General features: G+C 68.8%; 21 protein-coding genes and 1 tRNA gene. 11 read left to right on the forward strand and 11 right to left on the reverse strand.

Annotation, left to right across the window (positions count from 1 at the left end):
- Positions 1-139: 139 nt before the first annotated feature.
- Positions 140-838 (forward strand): histidine phosphatase family protein, encoded by a 699-nt coding sequence (locus tag ABJK40_RS08040; protein ID WP_348481653.1) that lies wholly within the window; start codon positions 140-142, stop codon positions 836-838.
- A 72-nt stretch (positions 839-910) separates the two neighbouring features.
- On the opposite strand, the gene ABJK40_RS08045 is transcribed toward ABJK40_RS08040, so the two are convergent.
- Positions 911-1393 carry an NUDIX hydrolase gene (locus ABJK40_RS08045; RefSeq protein WP_348481651.1) on the reverse strand — a complete coding sequence of 161 codons (483 nt, stop codon included), beginning with the start codon at positions 1391-1393 and terminating at the stop codon, positions 911-913.
- 139 nt (positions 1394-1532) lie between these two features.
- Between ABJK40_RS08045 and ABJK40_RS08050 the strand changes: the two genes are divergently transcribed.
- Together ABJK40_RS08050 and ABJK40_RS08055 are read left to right on the forward strand one after the other, a co-directional pair.
- Positions 1533-3029: a mycothione reductase gene (locus ABJK40_RS08050; protein ID WP_348481649.1), complete on the forward strand. Its 1497-nt coding sequence runs from the start codon at positions 1533-1535 to the stop codon at positions 3027-3029.
- A gap of 42 nt (positions 3030-3071) precedes the next feature.
- On the forward strand, positions 3072-3674 hold the full coding sequence (locus ABJK40_RS08055) for a hypothetical protein (RefSeq protein ID WP_348481647.1): 603 nt from the start codon (positions 3072-3074) through the stop codon (positions 3672-3674).
- A 3-nt stretch (positions 3675-3677) separates the two neighbouring features.
- On the opposite strand, the gene ABJK40_RS08060 is transcribed toward ABJK40_RS08055, so the two are convergent.
- Positions 3678-4451 carry a sulfite exporter TauE/SafE family protein gene (locus tag ABJK40_RS08060; RefSeq protein WP_348481645.1) on the reverse strand — a complete coding sequence of 258 codons (774 nt, stop codon included), beginning with the start codon at positions 4449-4451 and terminating at the stop codon, positions 3678-3680.
- A gap of 187 nt (positions 4452-4638) precedes the next feature.
- Here ABJK40_RS08060 and ABJK40_RS08065 point away from each other — a divergent pair, with 187 nt between their 5' ends.
- The 3 genes from ABJK40_RS08065 (at position 4639) to ABJK40_RS08075 (ending at position 7980) form a co-directional block, all read left to right on the forward strand.
- A complete protein-coding gene (locus ABJK40_RS08065; RefSeq protein ID WP_348481643.1) occupies positions 4639-5832 on the forward strand; it encodes an aminotransferase class V-fold PLP-dependent enzyme in 1194 nt (397 codons plus the stop codon).
- A gap of 139 nt (positions 5833-5971) precedes the next feature.
- Positions 5972-7300: a D-arabinono-1,4-lactone oxidase gene (locus tag ABJK40_RS08070; RefSeq protein ID WP_348481642.1), complete on the forward strand. Its 1329-nt coding sequence runs from the start codon at positions 5972-5974 to the stop codon at positions 7298-7300.
- Positions 7301-7326: 26 nt separating this feature from the next.
- Positions 7327-7980, forward strand: a complete 654-nt coding sequence (locus ABJK40_RS08075; protein ID WP_348481640.1) for a TetR/AcrR family transcriptional regulator — start codon at positions 7327-7329, stop codon at positions 7978-7980.
- Between the two features lie 116 nt (positions 7981-8096).
- Here ABJK40_RS08075 and ABJK40_RS08080 read toward each other — a convergent pair whose 3' ends face one another.
- From ABJK40_RS08080 to ABJK40_RS08090, 3 genes are all read right to left on the reverse strand, one after another.
- Entirely contained in the window at positions 8097-8819 is a 723-nt protein-coding gene (locus ABJK40_RS08080; RefSeq protein WP_348481638.1) for a trypsin-like peptidase domain-containing protein, read from the reverse strand.
- 64 nt (positions 8820-8883) lie between these two features.
- Positions 8884-9678: a hypothetical protein gene (locus tag ABJK40_RS08085; protein ID WP_348481636.1), complete on the reverse strand. Its 795-nt coding sequence runs from the start codon at positions 9676-9678 to the stop codon at positions 8884-8886.
- Between the two features lie 35 nt (positions 9679-9713).
- On the reverse strand, positions 9714-11183 hold the full coding sequence (locus ABJK40_RS08090) for a hypothetical protein (RefSeq protein WP_348481634.1): 1470 nt from the start codon (positions 11181-11183) through the stop codon (positions 9714-9716).
- Between the two features lie 34 nt (positions 11184-11217).
- On the opposite strand from ABJK40_RS08090, the gene ABJK40_RS08095 reads away from it, so the two are divergent.
- Positions 11218-11397, forward strand: coding sequence for a hypothetical protein (locus tag ABJK40_RS08095; RefSeq protein ID WP_348481632.1), 180 nt, complete (start codon positions 11218-11220; stop codon positions 11395-11397).
- Between the two features lie 53 nt (positions 11398-11450).
- Here the strand turns inward: ABJK40_RS08095 and ABJK40_RS08100 are convergent, their stop codons facing one another.
- Both ABJK40_RS08100 and ABJK40_RS08105 read right to left on the reverse strand, forming a co-directional pair.
- Complete coding sequence (locus tag ABJK40_RS08100; protein WP_348481630.1) at positions 11451-11888, reverse strand: PGPGW domain-containing protein; 438 nt, start codon at positions 11886-11888, stop codon at positions 11451-11453.
- 108 nt (positions 11889-11996) lie between these two features.
- A complete protein-coding gene (locus ABJK40_RS08105; protein WP_348481628.1) occupies positions 11997-12188 on the reverse strand; it encodes a hypothetical protein in 192 nt (63 codons plus the stop codon).
- Positions 12189-12240: 52 nt separating this feature from the next.
- Here ABJK40_RS08105 and ABJK40_RS08110 point away from each other — a divergent pair, with 52 nt between their 5' ends.
- Entirely contained in the window at positions 12241-13242 is a 1002-nt protein-coding gene (locus ABJK40_RS08110) for a helix-turn-helix domain-containing protein (protein ID WP_348481626.1), read from the forward strand.
- A 24-nt stretch (positions 13243-13266) separates the two neighbouring features.
- On the opposite strand, the gene ABJK40_RS08115 is transcribed toward ABJK40_RS08110, so the two are convergent.
- Positions 13267-14511: a hypothetical protein gene (locus ABJK40_RS08115; protein WP_348481624.1), complete on the reverse strand. Its 1245-nt coding sequence runs from the start codon at positions 14509-14511 to the stop codon at positions 13267-13269.
- A 99-nt stretch (positions 14512-14610) separates the two neighbouring features.
- Here ABJK40_RS08115 and ABJK40_RS08120 point away from each other — a divergent pair.
- Positions 14611-14686, forward strand: a tRNA-Ala gene (locus tag ABJK40_RS08120).
- A gap of 105 nt (positions 14687-14791) precedes the next feature.
- Here the strand turns inward: ABJK40_RS08120 and ABJK40_RS08125 are convergent.
- Complete coding sequence (locus ABJK40_RS08125) at positions 14792-16828, reverse strand: glycosyltransferase (protein ID WP_348481622.1); 2037 nt, start codon at positions 16826-16828, stop codon at positions 14792-14794.
- Entirely contained in the window at positions 16825-17595 is a 771-nt protein-coding gene (locus tag ABJK40_RS08130) for a glycosyltransferase family 2 protein (RefSeq protein WP_348481620.1), read from the reverse strand. The genes ABJK40_RS08125 and ABJK40_RS08130 overlap by 4 nt, the downstream gene beginning before the upstream one ends.
- Positions 17596-17622: 27 nt before the next feature.
- Here ABJK40_RS08130 and ABJK40_RS08135 point away from each other — a divergent pair, with 27 nt between their 5' ends.
- Positions 17623-19527, forward strand: a complete 1905-nt coding sequence (locus tag ABJK40_RS08135; protein ID WP_348481619.1) for a hypothetical protein — start codon at positions 17623-17625, stop codon at positions 19525-19527.
- Here ABJK40_RS08135 and ABJK40_RS08140 read toward each other — a convergent pair whose 3' ends face one another.
- On the reverse strand, positions 19528-20301 hold the full coding sequence (locus ABJK40_RS08140; RefSeq protein ID WP_348481617.1) for a hypothetical protein: 774 nt from the start codon (positions 20299-20301) through the stop codon (positions 19528-19530).
- Positions 20302-20387: 86 nt separating this feature from the next.
- On the opposite strand from ABJK40_RS08140, the gene ABJK40_RS08145 reads away from it, so the two are divergent.
- Positions 20388-21914: a flippase activity-associated protein Agl23 gene (locus tag ABJK40_RS08145; protein WP_348510231.1), complete on the forward strand. Its 1527-nt coding sequence runs from the start codon at positions 20388-20390 to the stop codon at positions 21912-21914.
- Position 21915 lies beyond the last annotated feature (1 nt).

The raw sequence follows: 21915 nt of genomic DNA on the forward strand, positions 1-21915 counted from the left end.
CCGGCGGATTTCCGCCACGCAGTCCGGGGTCGCGGCGTGGTGGCGACCGGAGATGTCGGGCCGGTGAGCGACGTGGTCGGGTCGGTGACGGTGACGTCGCGAGTGGGGCGTGCTCGGGCGGACGCGCCATGATGATCCGATGAGCGAATCGACCAGCAATCCGTTCCCCGACCTGGCGCGGATCGTGCTGATCCGCCACGGAGAGTCGGCGTCGAACGCGGGTGGCTGGCTGTCGGGGCAGGACAGTTGTGGTGGGCTCACGGACCTGGGCGTGGCGCAGGCCGAAGCGTTGCGCACCCGGTTGGCGGCCGATCCGTCGATGCGGCCCGACCGCGTGATGGTGTCGACGATGCGACGCGCCGTGCACACCGCAGAGGTCGTCGCGGAGGGAACCGGGGTCGAGGTCGAACAGTTCGCGGACCTGATCGAGCGCACATCGGGTGAGGCCGAAGGGCTCACCGTGGCGGAGTACAGCGCCAAGTACGGCAGGGCGCCGTGGACGGATTGGGAGAACCCGCTGTCACCCGGCGGTGAATCGGGTGCCGACTTCACGGCTCGGGTCACCTCGGCGCTCGACCGCGTGGTGTCCGAAGCGTGGGGACGCACGATCTGGGTCGTGTGTCACGGTGGCGTGATCATGGCCACCGCCGTGCGCCGCTGGCCCGGTGCGTCCCAGGGCGGCCCGGTCACGTTGTCGTCCATCCCGTTGACGAGTCCGATGAACACGTCGATCAGCGAGTGGATCGTCGACCGCGACGACAACTGGAAGATGGCCCGCTACAACGACCACACCCACCTGGTCGGCGTCAGCTCCGGCGCCGCCCCAGCCCCCATCTGACACCGTCGGCATCCCACCGGATCATCCAAACGGTGTCAGACACCGGATGGATGATCGGTCGAACGGTGTCTGTCAAACGGTGTCTGACACCGGATGGATGATCGCGAGGAGGTGGGGCCAGGCGGCGGCGAATCCGGCGTGGACGGGCAGTGCCGCCACCTCGTCGACGGTGAACCAGCCCACGGCATCGGTCTCGAAGTTGATGGAGTCACCGAACCGTCGGTCGACCTCGACGACCACGGTCGTGTACGCCCAGTCGGCCGACGGATTGAACACGTACTGACCGAGCAGGCGAGCACCGTCCGGGATGGCGCCGACCTCCTCTGATGCCTCGCGCAGTGCGCCTTCGTACGGCATCTCACCCAGGTCGAGCGCGCCGCCTGCGCACGACCAGGTGCCCCCTTCGTGCGCCATCGCGGATCGCTTCTGCAGCATCACCCGCGGCTCGTCGTCCTCGCGCACGACGAACACGACTCCCGCCGCCCCGAAGATCCCCCACCGGACGTGGCCGTCGCCGCAACGCATGAAACCGTCACCGGACCGTCGCTCGAACACGACACCACTGTTGCCGATGCCATCCGACGCCGCCCAACCCGGTGACCGTTCGTGGGCACGTTCGCATCGGATCCGTCCGACGGCGCCCGCTGATCTCGACCGGCAACGCAAACCGGTGGGGCTGTGGTTGGATTGCGGCGTGAGCGACAACGATGCCATCTTCGACGACTTCGACCTCATCATCGTGGGGTCCGGATCGGGCAACTCGATTCCGAGCTACCTCGACGGCTGGAAGATCGCGATCGTCGAACGAGGTGTCTACGGGGGGACGTGCCTCAACGTCGGGTGCATCCCCTCGAAGATGTTCGTGCTCCCGGCCGATGCCGCGCTGGCGGCGCGCAACAACGCCAAGCTGAACATCGACACGCAGTTCAACGGCGCCGACTTCGCAGCGATTCGTGACCGCGTGTTCGGGCGCATCGATGCGATCTCCGCCGGCGGCCGTGACTACCGGGCCTCGGGTTCGGAGAACATCACGCTGTTCGAAGGGACCGCACGATTCGTCGGCGACAAGCAGTTCGTCGTGGAGATGAACGACGACGGTCCTCAGCGCCACATCCGTGCACCGAGGGTGCTGCTCGCAGCCGGCGCGCGCCCGGTGACACCACCGATCCCCGGGCTCGTCGAGACCGGGTTCCACACGTCGGACACGATCATGCGGCTCCCCCATCTGCCCAAGCGGCTGGGGATCATCGGTGGCGGGTTCATCGCCGTCGAGATGGGTCACGTGTTCTCCGGGCTCGGTTCGGAGGTGACCGTGATCAACCGGTCGATGGGGCTGTTGCGTGGCTTCGACGACGACGTGGCGGCGCGCTTCACCGAGATGTTCTCCCAGCGCGTCGACGTCCGACTGGGTCACGTTCCGACCCACGTCGAACGCACGGTCGACGGGATCGTGATCACCGTCGCGGGCGAGCGTGTCGTCGTGGACGAACTCCTGGTCGCGACCGGGCGTCAACCGAACACCGACCTGCTCGAACTCGAGGCCGGAGGCGTGGACTGCACGCGTCAGCGGACCGTGCAGGTCGACGACACGATGGCGACCAACGTCGAGGGCGTGTGGGCGATCGGTGACATCGCGAACAACTACCAACTCAAGCACCTGGCGAACGCGGAGGCGTCGGTGGCGTTCTGGAACCTGTCGCACCCCGACGACATCCGCCACCAGAGCTACAAGGCCGTGCCGGGAGCCGTGTTCTCGAACCCGCAGGTCGCGAGCGTCGGCCTCACCGAACAGGATGCCCGCGCCCAGGGGCTCCCCATCAGCGTCGGCAGGCGGGACTACGCGGGTACCGCGTACGGATGGGCGATCGTCGACGAGACGAGCTTCGCGAAGGTGATCGTGAACACCGAGACCGGCATGTTCGTCGGCGCACACATCCTGGGCCCTCAGGCCTCGACGTTGATCCAGCCGATCATCCAGGCGATGGAACTCGACACGCCGGCCGAGACCGTCGCCCGCAGCGTGTTCTACATCCACCCGGCCCTCACCGAGGTGGTCGAGAACGCGATCCTCGAAGCGCTCGTCGAGCCCGACCCGACCCAGACGGTGCCGCCGGCATCGGCGCAGGACGTCGACCCGACCGCCCCGGACGTCGACATGGCCCCCGGCATCACGAGCTCCGACTCGAACTGATCCGCGAGTGTCGGATCGGACGGGTGGGGGAACGCCCGCACCGTGACCGACACCACGACCACGACTCCCCGCACGACCGGCGCGTCGACACCCGTCTTCACGGGAACGGCCACTCCGGTCCGTCACCGCGGACCCATCCTGCTCGTCGAGCCGTCGCCGGCCGAGCCGCCGCCCGGTTTCGTGCGTGACGAGTACCTGCACCTCTGGTCGATCGACCGGCCTCGCTCGGAGGTGTGGCAGTGGCTGTGTGATCCCGCCACGTTCATCGATGGCCAGATCCCTCCGTTCCGGGTGGAATTCCTCAGCGACGCAGCAGGACGGAGCGGGTTCCACGAGGGCGTGTACAACGCCCACGTCGGTCCGCTGATGTCGTTCTCCGGCGTGCTCGGCGAGATCGACGAGGAGAAGTACCGGGATCTGCAGTACTTCTACGGCAGCTATGCAGTGAGCCACGCGCTGTTCCGTCCGGTGCGTCTCCAGTTCTGGCTGGACGAAGTCGATCCGAACACCACTCTGTTGCGTCTCCAACTCGACACGTTCGTCCGAGCACGCGCGCTCGGTGTCTGGCACCGTCTGATGGGTGTGTTCTGGAAGCGCTTCGGACGATGGTGCGAGAAGGCCATCCCGAACAACTGGCTGCGCTGACGCTCAGAGGACAGCGGTCACGAGGAGTCGTGCGGCGAGGGCCGTGAGGACGACCCGGAAGAGCAGGTCGAGGTGCGTGGTCGAGATGCGACCCAGCAGGCTCGTGCCGACCCGACTCCCGATCGCGACACCGACGATGCCCACGGCGATCGTCGCCGTGTGATCGTCGGCGCTCCAGCCGTCGGAGGCGAACGCGATCAGCTTCGCCGCATGTGCCGACACCTGTGTGGTGGCGGCGGTCGCGACGAACGCGACGCGCGACGCGGTGACGGCTCTGTAGAACGGCGAGGTGACCGGTCCGCTGGCGCCGACGGTCGTGTTGAGGAGGCCCGAAGCGGCACCCAGACCGAGCAGCATCGTGCGTCGTCCGGAGGACGGCGAGTGGGCCGGGTCGGCGACGGGGACCGTACCCGCGGCCCTGGGTTTCAACCAGCCCGGACGCCACGCGAGCACGAGCACGAAGGTCGCCAGCACGACGCGGATCGCGTCCTGCGGAAGGCTCGTGGCGATCAGTACCCCGAGGGCGCTTCCCGGCAGCACGAGGATCGAACTCCACCCGACGACGGGCCAGGCGATGTCCCGCCTCAGGAGGCCGGCACGCGACCCGTTGGACACGAGTTGGATCGCGCCCTGGATCGGGATGGCCGTCGTGGGTGCGACGAACTGGGCGATCACGAGGAGCAGGATCACGCCGCCTCCGAGACCGGCAACGGCACTGAGGATCGACGTCAGCATCGCCGCCACCCCGATCACGGTCAGTTCGATCGTCGTGCTCACGTCCTGCGCCTCCTCGACTCCCCCGTCTCGGCCATGGCCCCCCGCATCTCATCTCCTCCGTGACCAGAATACAAGTGTAATACAAGTACAGGATGAGTGGAAGACATGTTCTGGGGTGGGGTGGGCGCTGCAGGGACGTCCTGCGGAGGTGCACCACGTGTCGCGCTTCATGCGACATGCTGATGTGATGGCCGTGCCGTTCACCCCCGTCGAGATCGATGCGATCCGAGCGAACACGCCCGGCTGTACCGACGATCTGATCCATCTCAATCACGCCGGCTCCTCGCTGCCCGACGTGTCGGTCCTCGACGCGCAGATCGGACATCTGCGGCGCGAGGCCGGGATCGGCGGGTACGAGGCCGCGGAGGAAACGGCCGAGGCCGAAGCGGCGGTGTACGACTCGATCGCGGCGATGATCGGCGGGCGTCGCCACGAGGTGGCACGGATGGAACACGCCACGGCGGCCTGGAACGCGGCGTTCTGGGCCATCCCGAAGCGTCCCTGGCAACGGATCATCACCCACGACCACGACTACGGCGCGAACTGGGTCGCGTTCCTCCGGGCCGTCGAGGTGCACGGTGTGGTGATCGAGCGGATCCCGTCCGACGCCCACGGGCAGATCGACCTCGAGCGACTCGCGTCGGCACTCGAACGTCCCGACGACATCGCGCTCGTGTCGCTCGCCTGGATCCCGACCAACGGTGGCCTCGTCAACCCGGCGGCGGGAGTCGGCGCGCTCACCCGGGCGGCCGGCGTGCCGTTCCTGCTCGACGCATGCCAGGCCGTGGGGCAGCTCGACATCGACGTCGAGTCGATCGGCTGTGATGCGTTGTCGGCGACCGGGCGAAAGTACCTCCGGGGCCCCCGGGGGAGCGGTTTCCTCTTCGTGCACAGTCGCGCCGTCGAGCGCTTCGCTCCGGCACACCCCGATCACCACGGAGCCGAGTGGAGTGCGATCGACAGCTACACCTTCGCTCCCGGAGCGACCAGGTACGAGTACTGGGAGCACAATCACGCAGCGTGGCTCGGGCTGGGAGCGGCGGTCGACGTGGCCCTCCGGTTGGGCGTCGACCGGATCCAGGCGACGATCGCGCAGCGCGCGAAGGAGCTCCGCGAACAACTGGTGGAGCGCGGGATGTCGGTGCACGATGCCGGCGTGGCGAAGTGTGGCATCGTCACGATGACGCATCCGACCCTCGATGCGGGCGAGGTGGTCTCGCGACTCGCGACCCGTGGTGTCAACGCGTCGTCGACGTTCCTCGGCTCCGCGCGCGCCGACATGGAGGCGCGTGGCCTTCCCTCCTTGGTCCGACTCTCCGTCCACTGCACCACGACGCCCGCCGAGATCCAGCGGGCAGCGACCGCGATCGGCGAGATCTGAGTCGTCTCTCCGGGTGACGCCCCACCTCGCTCGTGTCGTCGTTCGTGTCCTCGTCCGAGCCGTGGTCCCGGCCCGACTCCGCATGGGCGGTGGGGTGCTCGGAGGTTTCCACCGCACGGTGCCGCGGTACGGTTCGGAGGTGGGCGTGACAACGAGGAACTGGGCCGGAAACCAACGCTGCGTGCCGACGGCGGTCCACGAGCCGACCTCGACGGACGGCGTCGCCGCCATCGTGCGCACCGCTGCGCAGGTGGGCCAACGCGTGAAGGTGATCGGTGGAGCGCACTCCTTCACCGATGTCGCCATGACCGACGGTCACCTCCTGTCGCTCGACGCCATGGATCGGGTGATCGCCGTCGGCGGCCCCGACGGCCGTGACGTCACGGTGCAGGCGGGGATCCGACTCTTCGAACTCAACGAGCAACTCGCACGGCGCGGTCTGGCGATGCCGAACCTGGGGGACATCGATCGCCAGTCGATCGCCGGTGCGATGTCCACGGCGACCCACGGCACCGGTGCGGGCCTCGGCAACATCGCCTCGATGGTCGTCGGGCTCGAACTCGTCACGGGCGACGGCACGATCCGACGCTCTGACGAGTCGAACGACCCCGATCTCCTGCGCGTCGCCCGGGTCGGGCTCGGTGCGCTGGGTATCGTCACCGAGGTCACGCTGCGGTGCGTGCCGGCGTTCAAGCTGCACGCCGTGGAGACCATCGAGCCCCTGGCCAAGGTCCTCGCCGACTTCGACCAGGTCATGCACAGCACCGATCACGTCGAGTTCTACTGGTTCCCCGGCGCCCGCCGCGTGCAGGTGAAGCGCAACACGCGAACCGACGCCCCGCTCGCTGCGCAGTCGAGGGTCGGGTACATCCGCGACAAGTGGATCGGCGAGAACCTCGCCTTCGGCACGGTGTGCCGCGTCGGTCGACGATTCCCGTCGGCGGCACCGAAGATCGCCAAGCTGATCACGTCGGCCGCGTCCGAGCGCGACTTCGTCGATCGCAGCGACAAGATCTTCTGCAGCCCGCGCCGGGTGCGCTTCCTCGAGATGGAGTACGGCGTCCCGCTCCCGGCCGTGCCCGAGGCTCTCGACCGCATCGCCTCGATGGTGAAGTCGCTGCCGTTCCCACCGATGTTCCCGATCGAGGTGCGCGTCTCGCAGGGCGACGACATCCCGCTGTCGACCGCGAACGGCCGCGCCTCGGGCTGGATCGCAGTCCACCAGTACATCGGTGCACCGTACGAGGCGTACTTCCAGGCCGTCGAGCAGATCATGAACGACCACGTCGGCCGGCCGCACTGGGGGAAGCTGCACTTCCAGACCGCCGCCACACTGGCCGATCGCTACCCCGAGTGGCACGTGTTCCAGAGCGCACGTGCCGATCTCGACCCGACCGGCACGTTCGCCAACGCCTACACCGATCGTGTGCTCGGCCCGGCCCACGTCCCCTCGGGGGTGAGCTCGTGATGGCGGAGTCGAGCGCACCACAGACCATGGCCGACCTCATCCCCGAGACGACGGTGCCGTCGTCGAGCGGCACCACGCGCGGCGTCGCCGACGGGCGCGTCGCCCTGCGGATGCGGAATCGGCAGCGGGTCATCGACGCGCTGATCGAGTTGGTCGACGAGGGCGACATGTCGCCGTCGATGGAGTCGATCGTGGAGCGTTCGGGCGTGTCGGAGCGTTCCGTCTTCCGCTACTTCACCGACCTCGCCGACCTCTCACTGGCCGCGGTGCGCGCCGTGATGGAGCGCGCCGAACCTGCTCGCGTGATCCTCGACAAGGGAGAGGGCACGCTCGAGCACCGGATCGACCAGATGATCGCGTCGCGCCTACGCGTCTCGGCATTGACGCACTCGTTCGGCATGCTCGCCCGTCGCAAGCTGGCGGTCGTTCCCGAGATCCAACAGGGTCTGACGAACGTGGTGATCCTGCTGCGCTCACAGTTCGAGGAGCAGTTCGCGCCGGAGATCGCCGCCATGTCGGACGCCGAGGTCGCCGTGGCGATGGATGTCTTCGTGACGATGTTCAGTTTCGAGGGGCTCGACGTGATGTGGCGCCAACTGGGCAACGACCACACCGCCGTCGCGGATCGGTGGCGCGTGGTGATGACCGCGCTGCTCGCTCCGCACACTCCGAGCGTCTGACCGCGCAGGTTCTCCTCGGCAGGTTTTGCTTGACGAACGCGCCGCATCGTGACATTGTGACTGACAGGTCGCGGGAGGGCCGGTGGAGGAGAGGCGGTCGCTGCCTTCGCTGTGCGTCAGCGGAGGCAGGGGCCGACCGCCACGTCGGCATCGAGCGACTCCCGGAACGCCGACGACCGGAAGTCGTCGGGCACGTCGACGGCCCACGCCCGACCCTGCGTGATGTTGCTCCGCGACCAGACGATTCCCGCGGCTCCGTCGGAGGCCACGACCATCGTCCCGGAGTCGCCGGGTTCGATCGCTCCGGTGACCTCGAAGCCGGGCCGGACCACGTCGGTGTCGAGGTAGATGTCGGTGGTGGCGACGTTCACGTGCCGCGGGATGCCGACGTCGATCGTCGTGATCTCCCGATCGTCGAATGCGCCGCGGGACACGGCCACCGTTCCGCGCTCGGCCTCGTCGTCCGATGCGCTCGGCTGGATGACCACCGGGACGGCGAGGGTCGGTGCGACGCGTAACGCCGCGATGTCGAGCAACGGGTCGAACCAGACCACCCGTGCATCGTGTTCGTCTCCGTCCCGGTCGATCACCGACACCGATTCGGCTCCGGCCACGACGTGCGCTGCGGTGAGCGCAAGCGTGTCGTCGACGAGCGTGGCGGTGCCGAACCCCACCCGTGGTCCGCACCCGTCGGATCGCACGTCGAGCAGTGCGTCCCGAGCGGCGGCTGCGGGATCGAGCGGACTCGTCGAGTCGGATCCACCGCACGCGCCGACGGCGAGCGTCAGTGCCAGCAGCGACCGGCGCGCCGTTCGAACGGAGCGAGTGCTGGGCGTCACGGGCTCCCGACGAGCAGTCGTGCCCCGCTCGGATCGGGGCGTGTCCCGCCGGGGACCTCGCGGGTCACGGCGCGAACTTCTTCCTGAGCTCGACGTACACGGCGTCCCCGGCGAGGGCCTGCAGTTCGTCGGCGAGGCTGTCGACCACCCGCTCCCCACCGGAGTAGGCCTCGCCGCCCTCGGATCGCTCGGTGCAGCACCACGCCATGGTCGTGCCGTGTGCACCCCAGTCGGCGCGCGACCAACGACGGACGGTCGCGGTCTCGGGCCCGTGGGGATCGGTGTCGTCGACGAGGGCCCAGTCGACGCGCAGTGGCAACTGCCAGCACACCGACGGCTTCCACTCCGTCGGCGACTCGCCGTGTGCGAGAGCGGCGATGTGCAACGCGCAGCCCTCCCCGCCGTCGAAGCCGGGTCGGTTGAGGAACACGCACGCACCGTCGAACACGCGTGTGCGCGTGCGTCCTGCATCGTCGTAGAACCCGGGGACGCGGCGTGGTCCGACCTGCGCGTCGGAGTCGATCGGGTCCTCCCCGAGGGTGGCGGTACCAGGCGGGTCCGAGGCCGGGGTGGCGAGGTGCTCGGTCGTGCCGACGTCGTGGAACTGCCACTGGTCCGGAGTGAGCATGGACACGTACGCCGAGAGTTGGCGCGCCTCCTCCTGACCGGCGGGCCCGTCACCGAAGTGCGCTCCGAGCGAACAGCATCCCTGGTTCAATGCGGTCGCGTCCTCACGCAGGATGCCCTTGCAGCCGTTTCCGAAGGTGCATCGCCAGTTCGACGTGAGGAACTCGCGCTCGAAGCGCCAACGGGTGTCACCGTCGGCGACCTCGACGAAGTCACCCGCCGGTTCACTCACCCGATCCTCCGGTGCGCACTCATCGGCCGGAACGCTCACTCGCGGAGGGCGAAACGGACGACGACGGGTTCGTCGGCGAGTTCGACCGGGTCGTCGTCGGTGCCCACTCGCACGAGCTCGGTGTCGCGGCCGTCGAGCACCACGACGGCGTCGCCGTCGGGAGCGACCTCGGCGATCGAGCGCGCATCGACGGCGATGACCTCGCCGTTCGCGAGCAGGTTGTCGGCGCCGCCGATGAGGGCCACGGTGCACCCGTCGATCGAGGAGGATGCCGCCACGCCCCGGTCGATCCGGGTCACGACCGAACCGTCGTCCACGTCGAGCACGGTCGACGGATCCGAACTGCGTCCGCTGCCGACGACCACACATCGAGTCGTGCGAGGCGGGGGCGTCGTGATCTGTCCGACCGCCGAGCCCAGGACGGAGCCGGCATCGTCGAGGACGATGATCGACTCGTCGGTGGTCAGGAGCAGCCGGGTCCCGTCGAGAGCGGCGGATCCACCGGTGACCGTCACCGATGCTCCGTCCTCGTCGAGGATCGGGTCGATCTCGTCGACGGTGCCATCGGATGCGACGGATCGCACGGACCCGTCGGCGGCGACGAGCACGAGGGATCCGTCGCCGGTCAGCAGCGATGCGCGTGGTGCGGGGACGTCGACCGACGCCAGTCGCTCACCGGCCAGCTCGTGGAACTCGATCTCGGACTCGGGGCCTGCAGGTTGCTCGGTCACGACGAGGTCGTCCGAGATGGCGATCACGCGCCCGGCGTAGGCCTCCGACGTCTCGGCGGCCACGTCGATCACGAAGGACTGGAACGCATTCGGGACCGGGACGGCGACGTGGGTGCCTGCGGCGTTGACGCGGATGTCGCTGCCGAAGATCAGTGGGTCGACGAGTCCGGCGACGTCGGCGACGCTGAAGGTCGTGCGGGCGGCGGTGTCGATGATCGTCATGTCGCCTCCCGCATCCGGTCCGGCGATCGCGATCGCGGGGTTGTCGGGGCTGGGCAGCAGTGTCTCGTCCACGCCGGCTCGGCCGCTCCGACTCGTCCCGTCACTCAGGTCGACGAGGCCGATCACGCCCTCGTCGGTCATCGTCACCAGCACGTCGCCGACGGCGAGCGACTGTGCATCGAGCAGGTCGACCGTCGAGGCGATGGTGTCGACCTCGTCGCCGGTGGCGCGGTCGAGGAGTCGGATCTCGTCGCGGGTCAACACGACGGTGGTGTTCCACTCCGTGCCCGCGGCGGCGGCGCCACCACCGCCATCGCCCCCGCCGATGAATCTGCTGGCGACGACGGCGACCAGGGCGACGGCGACGACGACTCCGGCAACGACCAGGGCCCGGCGCACGAGGTAGTTGGGTTCGCCGTCCACCCACTCGTCGTCGTTCGAGTCGTGGTCGACCGAGTCTCGTGTGTCACGTGCGTCGAGGACGCGGTTGCCACGCGGGGGCGTGAGATCGTCGTCACCCGTGGCGGAGGACGACGGACGGCGGCGGGACATCGCCCGTGATGGTACGCGCTGTAACGTCGGCCCGGTGGAGTTCTCGTGCCCCCGATGCCAGACGACCACGGTCGACGACTTCTACGGGCCGTGCGCGACGTGTCGTACCGATCTGGTGTCCAAGTACGCAGGCCTCGGTCGAGATGTCGCAGTCGCGGAGTACGAACCCAAGATGAACGTCACGCCGAACGCCGTCGCGCTGAAGGACGACTGAATCGGCCGCACGTCGACCTGCACCGTCGACCGGGTCGATGAATCGCGACCGGGTCAGTGAACGTCGTCGGTGTCGTCGATGCCGGTGATCGACTTCTCGGCGATCCAGTCCTGCACCTTCGGGACCAGCGTGCACAGCCCGATCAGGCCGGCGACGATCAGCGAGATCCCGGCGACGATCCACTGCGAGAAGAACACGATGACGACCACGCCTGCCGCGATCAATGCCAGGCCGGACAGGGCGAGCATGATGCGGCCGCTCCTCGAGCCCTGCACCTTGGTCGTCGCACCGGCGGCTCGCTCGACCACGTAGTCCAGCCACCGCTGCGCCCAGGCGAACTCCGTGGCCAGGATCACGAGGCCGCCGATGATCACCAGCACACCGGGGCCGGGTGCGGCGAGCAGGACGACCCCTGCGATCACCACGGCGACTCCGACGATCAGCACGACGACCTTGCGGGCGCTGCGCCCGAGGGCGTGGAATGCGCTCATCGGCGGGCGGTCCGGGTGCGATCCATCGCGTCATTGTGGCGGTCACGGACGAAAATCGCCAGGTCCTGCGGTCGCGTCGTGTCAGGCGTGCCGTGCGGCCGCTCGTGGTCAGGATCGGATCGTCTGGAGGACGGGAGCCGCAGGTGCGTGCGATCCGTTGCGATCGAGCGTGCCGAGGTGGCCGCATCCACAACGCCACCGCAGGACCGGCCCGTCGTCGGTGTCGTCGAACCCGACGACGTTGCGCCTGGTCATCAAGACGGTGGAGTCGTGGGTGGGGCAGAACGCCGAGAACATCATCTGTCCAGAATGCGCTGGACGTCGCCTTCCTGCCAATGGCAGAATCACCGGGATGAGGAAGAGAACTGCCAGTCCAGCGTGGCGGGAACGCGAGCATCGGGTGGCAGTCCTGATGTTCGATCGCCCGGCGATGTTCGAGACCTCCGTGGCCATCGAGGTATGGGGCAACGACCGCACGGAGCAGGGCGTGCCGTACTCCGAGGTGCGCCTGTGCAGCAACGAGGGTCCGACGTTGCGGGTCGACGTCGGGTTCGACATCCACCTCGAGCACGGGCTGGAGGCACTGGACTGGGCCGACACGATCGTGGTGCCCAACGGTGGTCGGCCGAACCCGGTCATCGAGTACGAACCCGTGGTGCTCGACGCGCTGCGCGCGGCGCACGCTCGCGGGGCACGCCTGTTGTCGTTCTGTTCGGGTGCCTTCGCCCTCGCGGCGACCGGCCTGCTCGACGGGCGCGAGGCAACGACCCACTGGACCTACATGCACCAGTTCCGGGCGCGGCACCCGTCGATCGCTCTCGAGCCCGACGTGCTGTACTGCGGCGGCGACCGCCTGTACACGTCGGCCGGCACGTCAGCTGCGATCGACCTGTGCCTCCACCTCCTTCGCGAGGACTGGGGAGCCGACGTGGCGAACACGGTGGCGCGACGGATGGTCGTCCCACCGCACCGCGACGGAGGTCAGTCGCAGTACATCGAGCAGCCGATGCCGTCGTCGATCGACGTCGATGCCGATCTGCGGGCCGTGTTGGTGTGGGTGGAAGGGAACCTCGAACGCCACCTGACCGTGGAGGAACTCGCACGACGAGCGGCGATGACGCCGCGCACGTTCGCCCGCCGGTTCCGAGCGGCCACCGGCACGACGCCGCTGCAGTGGATCCTGCATCAGCGTGTGGTGGCGTCGCAGCGGATGCTCGAGACCACCACGGTGTCGGTCGACGAGATCGCGGCCACGGTCGGGTTCGGGTCGGCGGCGGCACTGCGGCAGCACTTCACGAAGGTCGTGGGTTCCACACCGAGCGCCTATCGAGCGACGTTCCGCCACGCGGCGTAGCGAGGTGGCGGCGGGTCACGAGCCTCAGCCGGGATAGGCGGTGATGTCACCTTGGACCGAGATGGACGCCGACGTCTCGTCGTCGAGTTCGACGACGAACTCACTGTCGATGCGCTCCTCGACGTGATCGAAGGACCGTCGGTTCCCGAAGTTCTCGACGGAGTCGAACCCATCGGCCTCGACGACGGTGGCGAATCCCTCGACGTATGCGTCGAAACCGTCGGTCGGGAGCGCGACGTCGAAGTCGGCGGCACGGTTCACCGTGGCCGCACCGGCCGACGGGATGTTGCGCAGGACACTGTGAACGCGCAGGACCGGCGCGCTGACAGGCGCGGGGACGGCGGCGACGAGATCGAGTTGCGCCTCGAGCTCGGCGTCGACGAACACGTCCCGGCCCGGGAGTTCCGTCGCGACGATGGACTCTCCGTCGACGGTCCGTCTGACGTCGACCGACAGGAGTGGATCGTTCACCGGTCGCGGCACGATCACGTAGTGCTGCTGGATCTCGATCGTCGTCGTCGGATCGTCCTCGGGCCCGACGCGCAGACCGAAGATCGAGTTGCCGAGCGGCGCCTCTCCGAGCGTGTCGGCGACCACCTCGCCGGGATTGGCCGCTTCGACGACCGGGCGGAGCTCGTCGCGCAGTGCCTCGGCGAATCCGTCGATGTCGTCGTTCTCGACCTCGACCGCCATCCGGTGTCGAACTTCGAGAAGCGACGCGTCGGTGGTCGCGCCGGACTCGTCGAACGTCGGATCGACGAGGACGAAGCCGGCGAGCGTGATCGGTGCGCCGGCGATCTCGATGGCCGGGTCCATTCCGCTGAAGGTCATCTCCTCGTCGATGAAGGTCTGGGCGTCACGACCGTCGGTGAGGGTGGACGACGGGACGAGCAGCTCGGGGTTGAGCGGCAGGAAGACGCTGGCGAGGTCGTCTGCCGACACCGACCCGAGGCCCGATGCGGCGGGGGCAGGCGGACGCTCGACGACGGTCGTGGTGGTGTCGGACGTCGCGGTCGGAGCCTCGGTGGGTGACGGTCCGCTCGGTTCCGTCGCGGGCGGCGTTGCCGTCGTCGTCGGCGCGCCGGTCGTCGTCGGGGCGCTCCCGGACTCGGTGGTCGTGTCGGGCGCATCGGCGCTCGACACGGGGCCGTCGGTCGAACGTTCGGAACGTGAGGTCTCGACACCCGTCCCGGGGACTCCGCACGCCGCGAGGGCGAGTGCACCAGCGACCACGATCGTCGTGGCGATGCGATGGATCGGGATCATCACGGCTCCGCGACGCTACCCGCAGGCAGTGATCGGCTCGGCGCGTGCGACCGAGCCGCCCACCGATAGCGTGTGGTCGTCCTGTTCCAGGATCCCGTTTCAGGGGACGTAGCTCAATTGGTAGAGCATCTGCTTTGCAAGCAGAAGGTCGTGGGTTCGATTCCCATCGTCTCCACCAGCCAGGCCGGTACCAGCAACACCGGCGGACGATGAGTCGTTCGTGGGTGTCCGGTACGAGTTCCCGTTGCGTTGTCCGACCGATCCGGATCGTGTACGCGATTCGTCAGGGGTTGCGGGCGAGCAGCGCGAGGTTGACGGTCGTGACCCCCGGTCGCTCGGTCGGCCGATTGCGCCGGTCGAACCAACCGGCCACGTTGGTGGCGGCCGTGACCGGGTTCAGGTTCGAACGGGGGGCGTCGTCGAACTCGTGACGGTCCGCTGCGCGCTTCATCGACGATGGAAGGAGCCCGCGCTCGAGCAGCGGTCGACCGATCCCGTAGACGAGGTTGTGGGAGAAGGGCAGACAGTGATGGGTGAACGAGCGCTCCTCGCACACCTCGAGGCCGGCGTCCAGCACGGCACGGCGGAGTTCATCGGGCGTGTAGAGGCGGACGTGGTTGGCCCAGATCCCGGCCAGGGGGCCGGTCGAGACGTGCCGTCCCGTCGCACGCTCGAGCGCCCTGTTCACCGGGTCCCACAGGAACGGATAGTCGGCATGGGGCACCGTGATCGCGATCAGCCCGCCGGGGCGGACGACCCGGCTCACCTCACGCAGCGCGGCGACGTCGTCGCCCACGTGTTCCAGGACCTCGGACACGATCGCTGCGTCGAACGCGTCCGTTCGAAACGGCAACGACTCGATCGCCGCCGCGAGGACCGGCACGCCGAGCGGGCCCACGTTGTCGTGGGCGATCATCGCGACGTCGAACTCCAGCTCCGCGCCGATGACGGTGCAGTGCTCGTCGACATCGCGGTAGCGGTGGAGATGGAATCCTCGCCCGCACGGGACGTCCAGAACCACGGTTCCCGGCGTCGGTGGGATCCATTCCATGATCGTGCGCACGCGACGACGGAACGCGATGTCGGGCTCGTGCCGAGTGAGCCGGGCCATCGTCGCTTCGTCGGGTCCGTTCACGCTGCGCGTCATCGCTGAACCCTCGTGATCGGCGGCGTCGTGGAATGCACGTTCGTACCGATCCATCGTCTCGTCGAGGTCGAGTCGGCTCGCCACGTCGCGACGTTCGAGCACGAGGTCGTCGCGATGTTCGAGCACGTCGAGCACTGCGGACGCGATCGAACCGGCGTCGCCTGCCGTTGCCAGCCGCCCCATGCCGGTCTCGGTGACCGGGACGCGACCGCCGACCACGTCGGTCATCACCACCGGCGTACCGCACAACATCGCCTCGGCCTGGACCAGGCCGAAGCACTCGGTGTCACTGGTGAGCACGAGGACGTCGGCGGCGGCATACAGATCCGCGAGGTACTGGGCATCGTCGACGAGCCCGAGGAAGGTCAGTGCATCGGCGTGGCGGCGCACGAGTTCGCGGTGGTCGTGCCATGTGTTCTCGTACGCGATCTCGTGCTCACCGACGAAGACGAGGCGGGCATTCGGATGCCGGCGCTGCACCTCGGCAAGGGCGAGGATCGCCAGGTCGGGTCGCTTCTCGCGTACGAACCGACCCGCGAACAACAGCAGCGGCCCACCCTCGGGTGCGAGCGAGGCGCGCAGCTGTCCGCTGTGGTGCGGCTCGGGGACGGGGATGATCACCGGTGGTGCGATCACCCGGTTGTTCCCGGCCGACGCGTCGAGATAGCGCGAATGGGTGAGATAGTCGTCGCTGTAGGCGATCATCGCCGCCGCCCGGCGCACGCCGACGCGATGGAACGCCAGCACGATCGCCTCGATTGCACGTGCGGCCCGGCCGGGAGGCAGGACGAGATCGCCATGGTGGGTGATCGTCATCCCGACGCGGCGCCACGTGGCGAGCACGCCGACGAGGCCGGTCTCGAGCATCGGCGTGTGCACGCCGACGACGTCGCACCGGTCGAGTTGCTTCCACAACTCGACCGCATACCCGGGCATCACCATGCCCCGGCTGACGCGGAGCGGCGCCCAGAGCCGGACGACGTGCACGCCGTTCTCGATCGATCGTCGGGGGAGTGCGCGGTCGTGCCGTGCACACATCACGGTCACGTGGTGTCCGCGGGCGGCCATCTCTTCGGCGAGGTGCTGCACGTGCAGGGTCAGTCCGGTGCGGTGTGGCCGGTAGTACTGCAGGACGAGCAGGATTCGTCGCCGCCGGCCGGACCCGTCGGTCATCGTGTCCGCCATGCGACCCGCGCCGTGTCGAGCAGCGAGTGGACACATCCTCTCAACAACGTCGTGGGGACCAGCCATGACGTGCCGTGCGACCGAGGCTCGGTGTCGACGGCGACTTCGACGATGCGTCCGCCGCGTCGCGCCACGACGACGGCCAGCAGCACGGACGGGGCGAACGCCCCGGCCGGCATCACCGTGAGCGCATCGTCCAGGAAACGTCGGCGCACGAGTTTGCACGGGGTGTTGGCGTCACGCAGCGGCTGTCGCGACGCAGCGAGTGCGATCGGCTTCAACGACCAGGTGACGAACCGCCGCACCGCCGATTCGGCGCGACCGCGTCTGGTGCCGAGCACGAGGTCGGCATCCTCGCGCAGAGCCCAGACGCGATCGAGTTGGTGAGCTGGGATCTCGGCATCGCTGTCGAGATGGGCCACCCACGGTGCGCTCGCCTGCTCCCAGCCGCGGCGCAGGGCGGGGCCGTGACCGACATTGTCGGCGAGGTGGACGACCACGAGCGACGGCTCGTGTCGCGACAGGCGGTCGAGTACGCCCGAGGTCCCGTCCGTCGAGGCGTCGTCGACGACGATCACCTCGAACCGGTCGTCGCCGGCGAGGCGTCGAGCCGTGGCGACGACGTCGGCGATCACCGTCTCGATCACTCCGACTTCATTGTGCGCTGGAAGCACGACGGACAGAGCGAGGGGCATGGGGGAGGGGTCCTTGGTGCAGGGTGTGGTGTGCGCAGTGGCGAGCGGATGAACGGGCACGGGCGATGTTAGGTTCCCTGCTCACCCATGAACGTTCCGGTGCTGGTCTTCTTGGTGGTCACGCTCCTGGTGGGCACCGGGTTGACCTATCTCGGCGGCATGGCGATCGAGTTCGAGGCCAGACTCGGGATCGGGATGATCGTCGGAGCGATCGTCGTCACGATCGCGTCGGTTCTCTGGGCGGTTCCCTTCGGGTTCGACACGACCTGCGTCGGACTCGGCGTGGTGACCGCAGCGTTGCTGTCGGCTCCGGGGTGGGCAAGCGCGGCGCCATCCCTGCGGACCGACCTCGCAGATGTGCGGCGCCGCATCGACCTGCCGTGGGGTTCGCCGGAGAGCATCCGACCGCTCGTCGTCATGACGGCCGTGTCATGGGCAACGACGTTGCGGATCCTGCAGATGGCCTACCACGGTGACGGTGCGGGAGGGGTCGTGGCCGGCCACCTCAGCAGCTATGCCGACTGGAACGCCCACCTCGCATATCTCGGATCGTTCGCCTACGGCGACAACCTGCCGCCGTCCCTGCCGTTCGCGGCAGGCAGTCGGCTGACGTACCACGTCGGTGCCGACGTGTTCTCCGCCGAGGCTGCAGTGCTCGGTGTCTCGGCGACGTCGGCGCTGGTCGTCACGAGCGCATGCCTGGCCATGGCGTTCCCGCTCGTGTTCTGGTTCGCCGGCACACGGTTCACCGAGAGCCGCGCGGTCACGGCGGTGGCGTACTTCCTGTTCACGATGTCGGGCGGACTCGGATTCGTGTACGCGTTCGCCGACATCGCCCGCAGCGGGCCGAGCGTGATCGGGGCGCTGCCGCGTTCGTACTCACGACTGCCCGAGCGAGACATCTGGGTCGACAACTGGGTGCTCTCGTCGATGTACGCGCAACGTCCCGGCCTCATCGGCCTGCCCGTCGTGTTGATCGTGGCGGCTGCGATCTGGTCGCAACGTGATCGAACGGCGCTGCGTCCGTTCGTCGCTGCGGGACTGCTCGCTGGAGGGAGCGTCGGGTTCAGCGTCTTCGGCTTCGGCGGTGCGGTGCTGTTCGGTGGCTGGCTCGCCCGACGAACGGGACGACGGTTGGTGGCGTTCCTCGTCCCCGCATTCGCACTCGGCCTGCCCGTGCTGTTCCTCCTCCGACCCGAGTCGAGCAATTTCCGCTGGCAGGTCGGATGGATGTCGCGCACGCTCGAGGTCCCCTGGCCGTGGTTCTGGCTGCTCAACATGGGGCTGTTCGTGCCGCTCGGGTTGATCGCGCTCGTCCGTCCTCGAACGCTGTCCACCGGATTCGGTGCGGCGATCGCGCTGCCTGCGTGGACGATCTTCGTGGTGATGAACCTGGTCGTGCTGCATCCGTGGGAATGGAACAACACGCACTATCTCGTCGTGTGGGCGCTCGTCCTCACGTTTCCGATCGCTGCGGTCCTGGTGGCATGGTGGCGCAGTCCGCGCCCGCTGTTCCGGCTGGTCGGCGGTGTCGCTGCGGTCTCGCTCGTGCTCGCCGGCGGGCTCGACATGTGGCGAGCGATCGACGGCTCGGAGGGCCGGGGCGGGCTGACGGATGCCGACGGCCTGGCCGCCGCTCACTGGGCTCGGACAGCGACCGATCCGCACAGCGTGTTCGTCGTCGCACCCGAGATCACCCAACCGATCGTGTCGTTCGGTGCCCGCCGGGTCGTGACAGGATTCTCGGGCTGGGTGTGGGACCTCGGCCTCGGCGACTGGACGGATCGGATCGACGAGTCGACCACGGTGCTCCGCGGCGCGGAGGGCACCGACGAGATCATCGCACGACGCGGTGTCGACTACGTCGTGCTCGGGCCGAGCGAACTCGCCGAGCCCTACCTCGGCAACCCGGCGTACTGGGATGTGAACGGCACGCTCGTGTACCAGTCGCCGTCGTACCTCATCTACGCCGTGTCGAGCGACGGCAGGTGATCAGGCAGGTGCGGCGGGTTCGATCGGGTCGTCCGAACCGCCACGGCGGGAGACGGCGACCGTGATCGCGACGCCGGGGATCGCCAGGGCGAGCCCGAGCCAGACCAACGACCAGTACGGAGTCCCGCCCGTCGTGGGCAGGCCGGTCGAGATCGGGAGCGTCGTCGTGGGTGAGGTCGGCGACGTCGACGTGGGTGCGGTCGGCGTCGTCGGCCCCTGACCGCCCGCCCCGTCCGTGGGGAGCGTGGTGCTGGGACACGGCACGGCCTGAGCCGGGATGAACTGCGGGCCGACGAATCCCAGCGGCTGCCGGAGCGGCAGCGGGGTCGACGTCGCGTTGGCCGTCGGGGTGGCCGTGGGTGTTGCGGTGGCCGTGGGTGTTGCGGTGGGTGTCGCCGTGGGTGTGGCGGTCGGGGTTGCCGTGGGCGTGGCGGTGGGTGTCGCCGTCGGGCTGGCCGTGGGTGTCGCGGTCGGGGTGGCCGTGGGTGTCGCGGTCGGTGTCGCCGTGGGTGACGCCGTCGGGGTGGCGGTCGGGGACGCGGTGGGTGTCGGCGTCGGGTCCAGCGTGGTCGAGGAGCCGGTGGTCGTGCTCGGGGCGAGTGTGGTGGTGGAGCCGACGGTCGTGGTCGAGGCGGAGACCGTGGTCGTGACACACGGATCGGCCTGCGCCGGCGCAGCGCCCACGTCACCCCAACCACCCACGGTCAGGACGATCGCTCCGGCGGCGAGGGCTGCCAGGGCGCCCAGTACCGCCGAACTCGCACTACGCTTCACGCGTCGAACGTTACCAGAGCACTTCAGAGCGCGCGCCGACCGGGTCGAGCGCCAGACGCATCGCCGCGGCCTCGATCGTCGGTCTCCTGATCGTCGCGGTGCTGCTGCGCCTGGTGGCCCTGGGCGCCCGCGTGATGCACCACGACGAAAGTCTCGACGCGTGGTGGGCGTGGATGTACAGCACGGGCCGAGGGTACGAGTACGACCCCGTGTACCACGGACCGCTGCGGATCATCGTCACCGGCGGACTGTTCGAGTTGTTCGGGGCGAGCGACACGGTGGCACGCCTGTTGCCGGCCATCTGCGGTCTCGCTCTCATCGGCGTGCCGTGGATGATCCGCTCGACGCTCGGTCGGGTGGGGACCGTGGCTGCGGCCATCGCCATCGCACTCAGTCCGTCGCTCGTGTACTTCTCACGGTTCGGTCGCGAGGACATGACCTTCGCCTTCCTCGCGTCGGTGTTCTCGCTCGGGGTGGTCGAACACCTCCGCCGCCCCCGGCCCTGGCTCCCGGTCGCAATCGGCGCATCAGCGGCGGCCGCCGCGGCGGTGAAGGAGTCCATCGCCATCACCGCGTTCGTTCTGTTCGTGTACCTCGTTGCGCTCGCCGTGTGGGAATGGCGGCGCGATCCCGACACGACCTGGGGTGGACGGCCGCTGTGGCGAGTGCTGACGGCGCTCGGGCCCCGGCCGTGGTTGATCGGGTCGGGGGTCTTCGTGGCGATCTACGTCGTGAGCTACAGCGTGTTCTTCACCGACCCGGGCGGCGTGTGGCGCGGCCTGTACGACGGCCCGAAGTACTGGCTCCTGCAGCACGAGGTCGGGCGCGGGTCCCAGCCGTGGACGTATTACACCCACATCGTCACCGCCTACGAGTGGCCGATCCTGATCCTCGCTGCGATCGGTGCGGTGGCTGCGCTTCGCCGACCGACCAAGGTCGGCGTGTTCCTCGTCTGGAGCGCGGTCAGCCAGTACGTGATCTACAGCTGGGCCGGTGAGCGGTACCCATGGCTCGTCGTGCACATCGTCGTGCCGTTGTGTCTGCTGGCCGGGCTCGGTGTGCGCAGCGTCTGGGGCGTCCGGGAGGAGGTGCTCGGCCGGGTGGGTCTGGCGCTGGGGTTCGTCGCCGTCGTCTGGATGGTGGCCGTCACGTACGTCACCAGCCACGTTCGCTCGGCCGACCCACGGGAACTGCTCGTGGCCGTGCAGACCGCACCCGACGTGCGCGACGCCCTCGCAGAGGTCGACCGGGTCGTCGAGGCGGCCGCCGCCGACGGGAGGACCGCATCGGTCCTCGTCGATTCCGACGACAGCGGATCGTGGCCGCTCGCCTGGTACCTGCGCGACACCCCCGGCGTCGGGTTCCAGTCGTTCGCCGGCGGTACGGCGACGCCCTACGACGCAGCCCTCGTGATGGATGCGAACATGGCGGTCACCAACCCCGACCCGGAGCGTCATGACCTGGTCGCGTTCGAGTTCCGCCGCACGTGGTTGCCTGACTACGGCGGCGCGTCGGTGCGGGACTGGGGCGACTGGTACGCCCGACGCGAGGTGTGGAACGCGCCCCAGGTCGTCTACATGTGGCTCGTCGTCGCTCGCGAGGCACCGCGCTGAA

It is taken from the genome of Ilumatobacter sp. (assembly GCF_039969435.1).
Classification (GTDB): Bacteria; Actinomycetota; Acidimicrobiia; order Acidimicrobiales; family Ilumatobacteraceae; genus Ilumatobacter_A.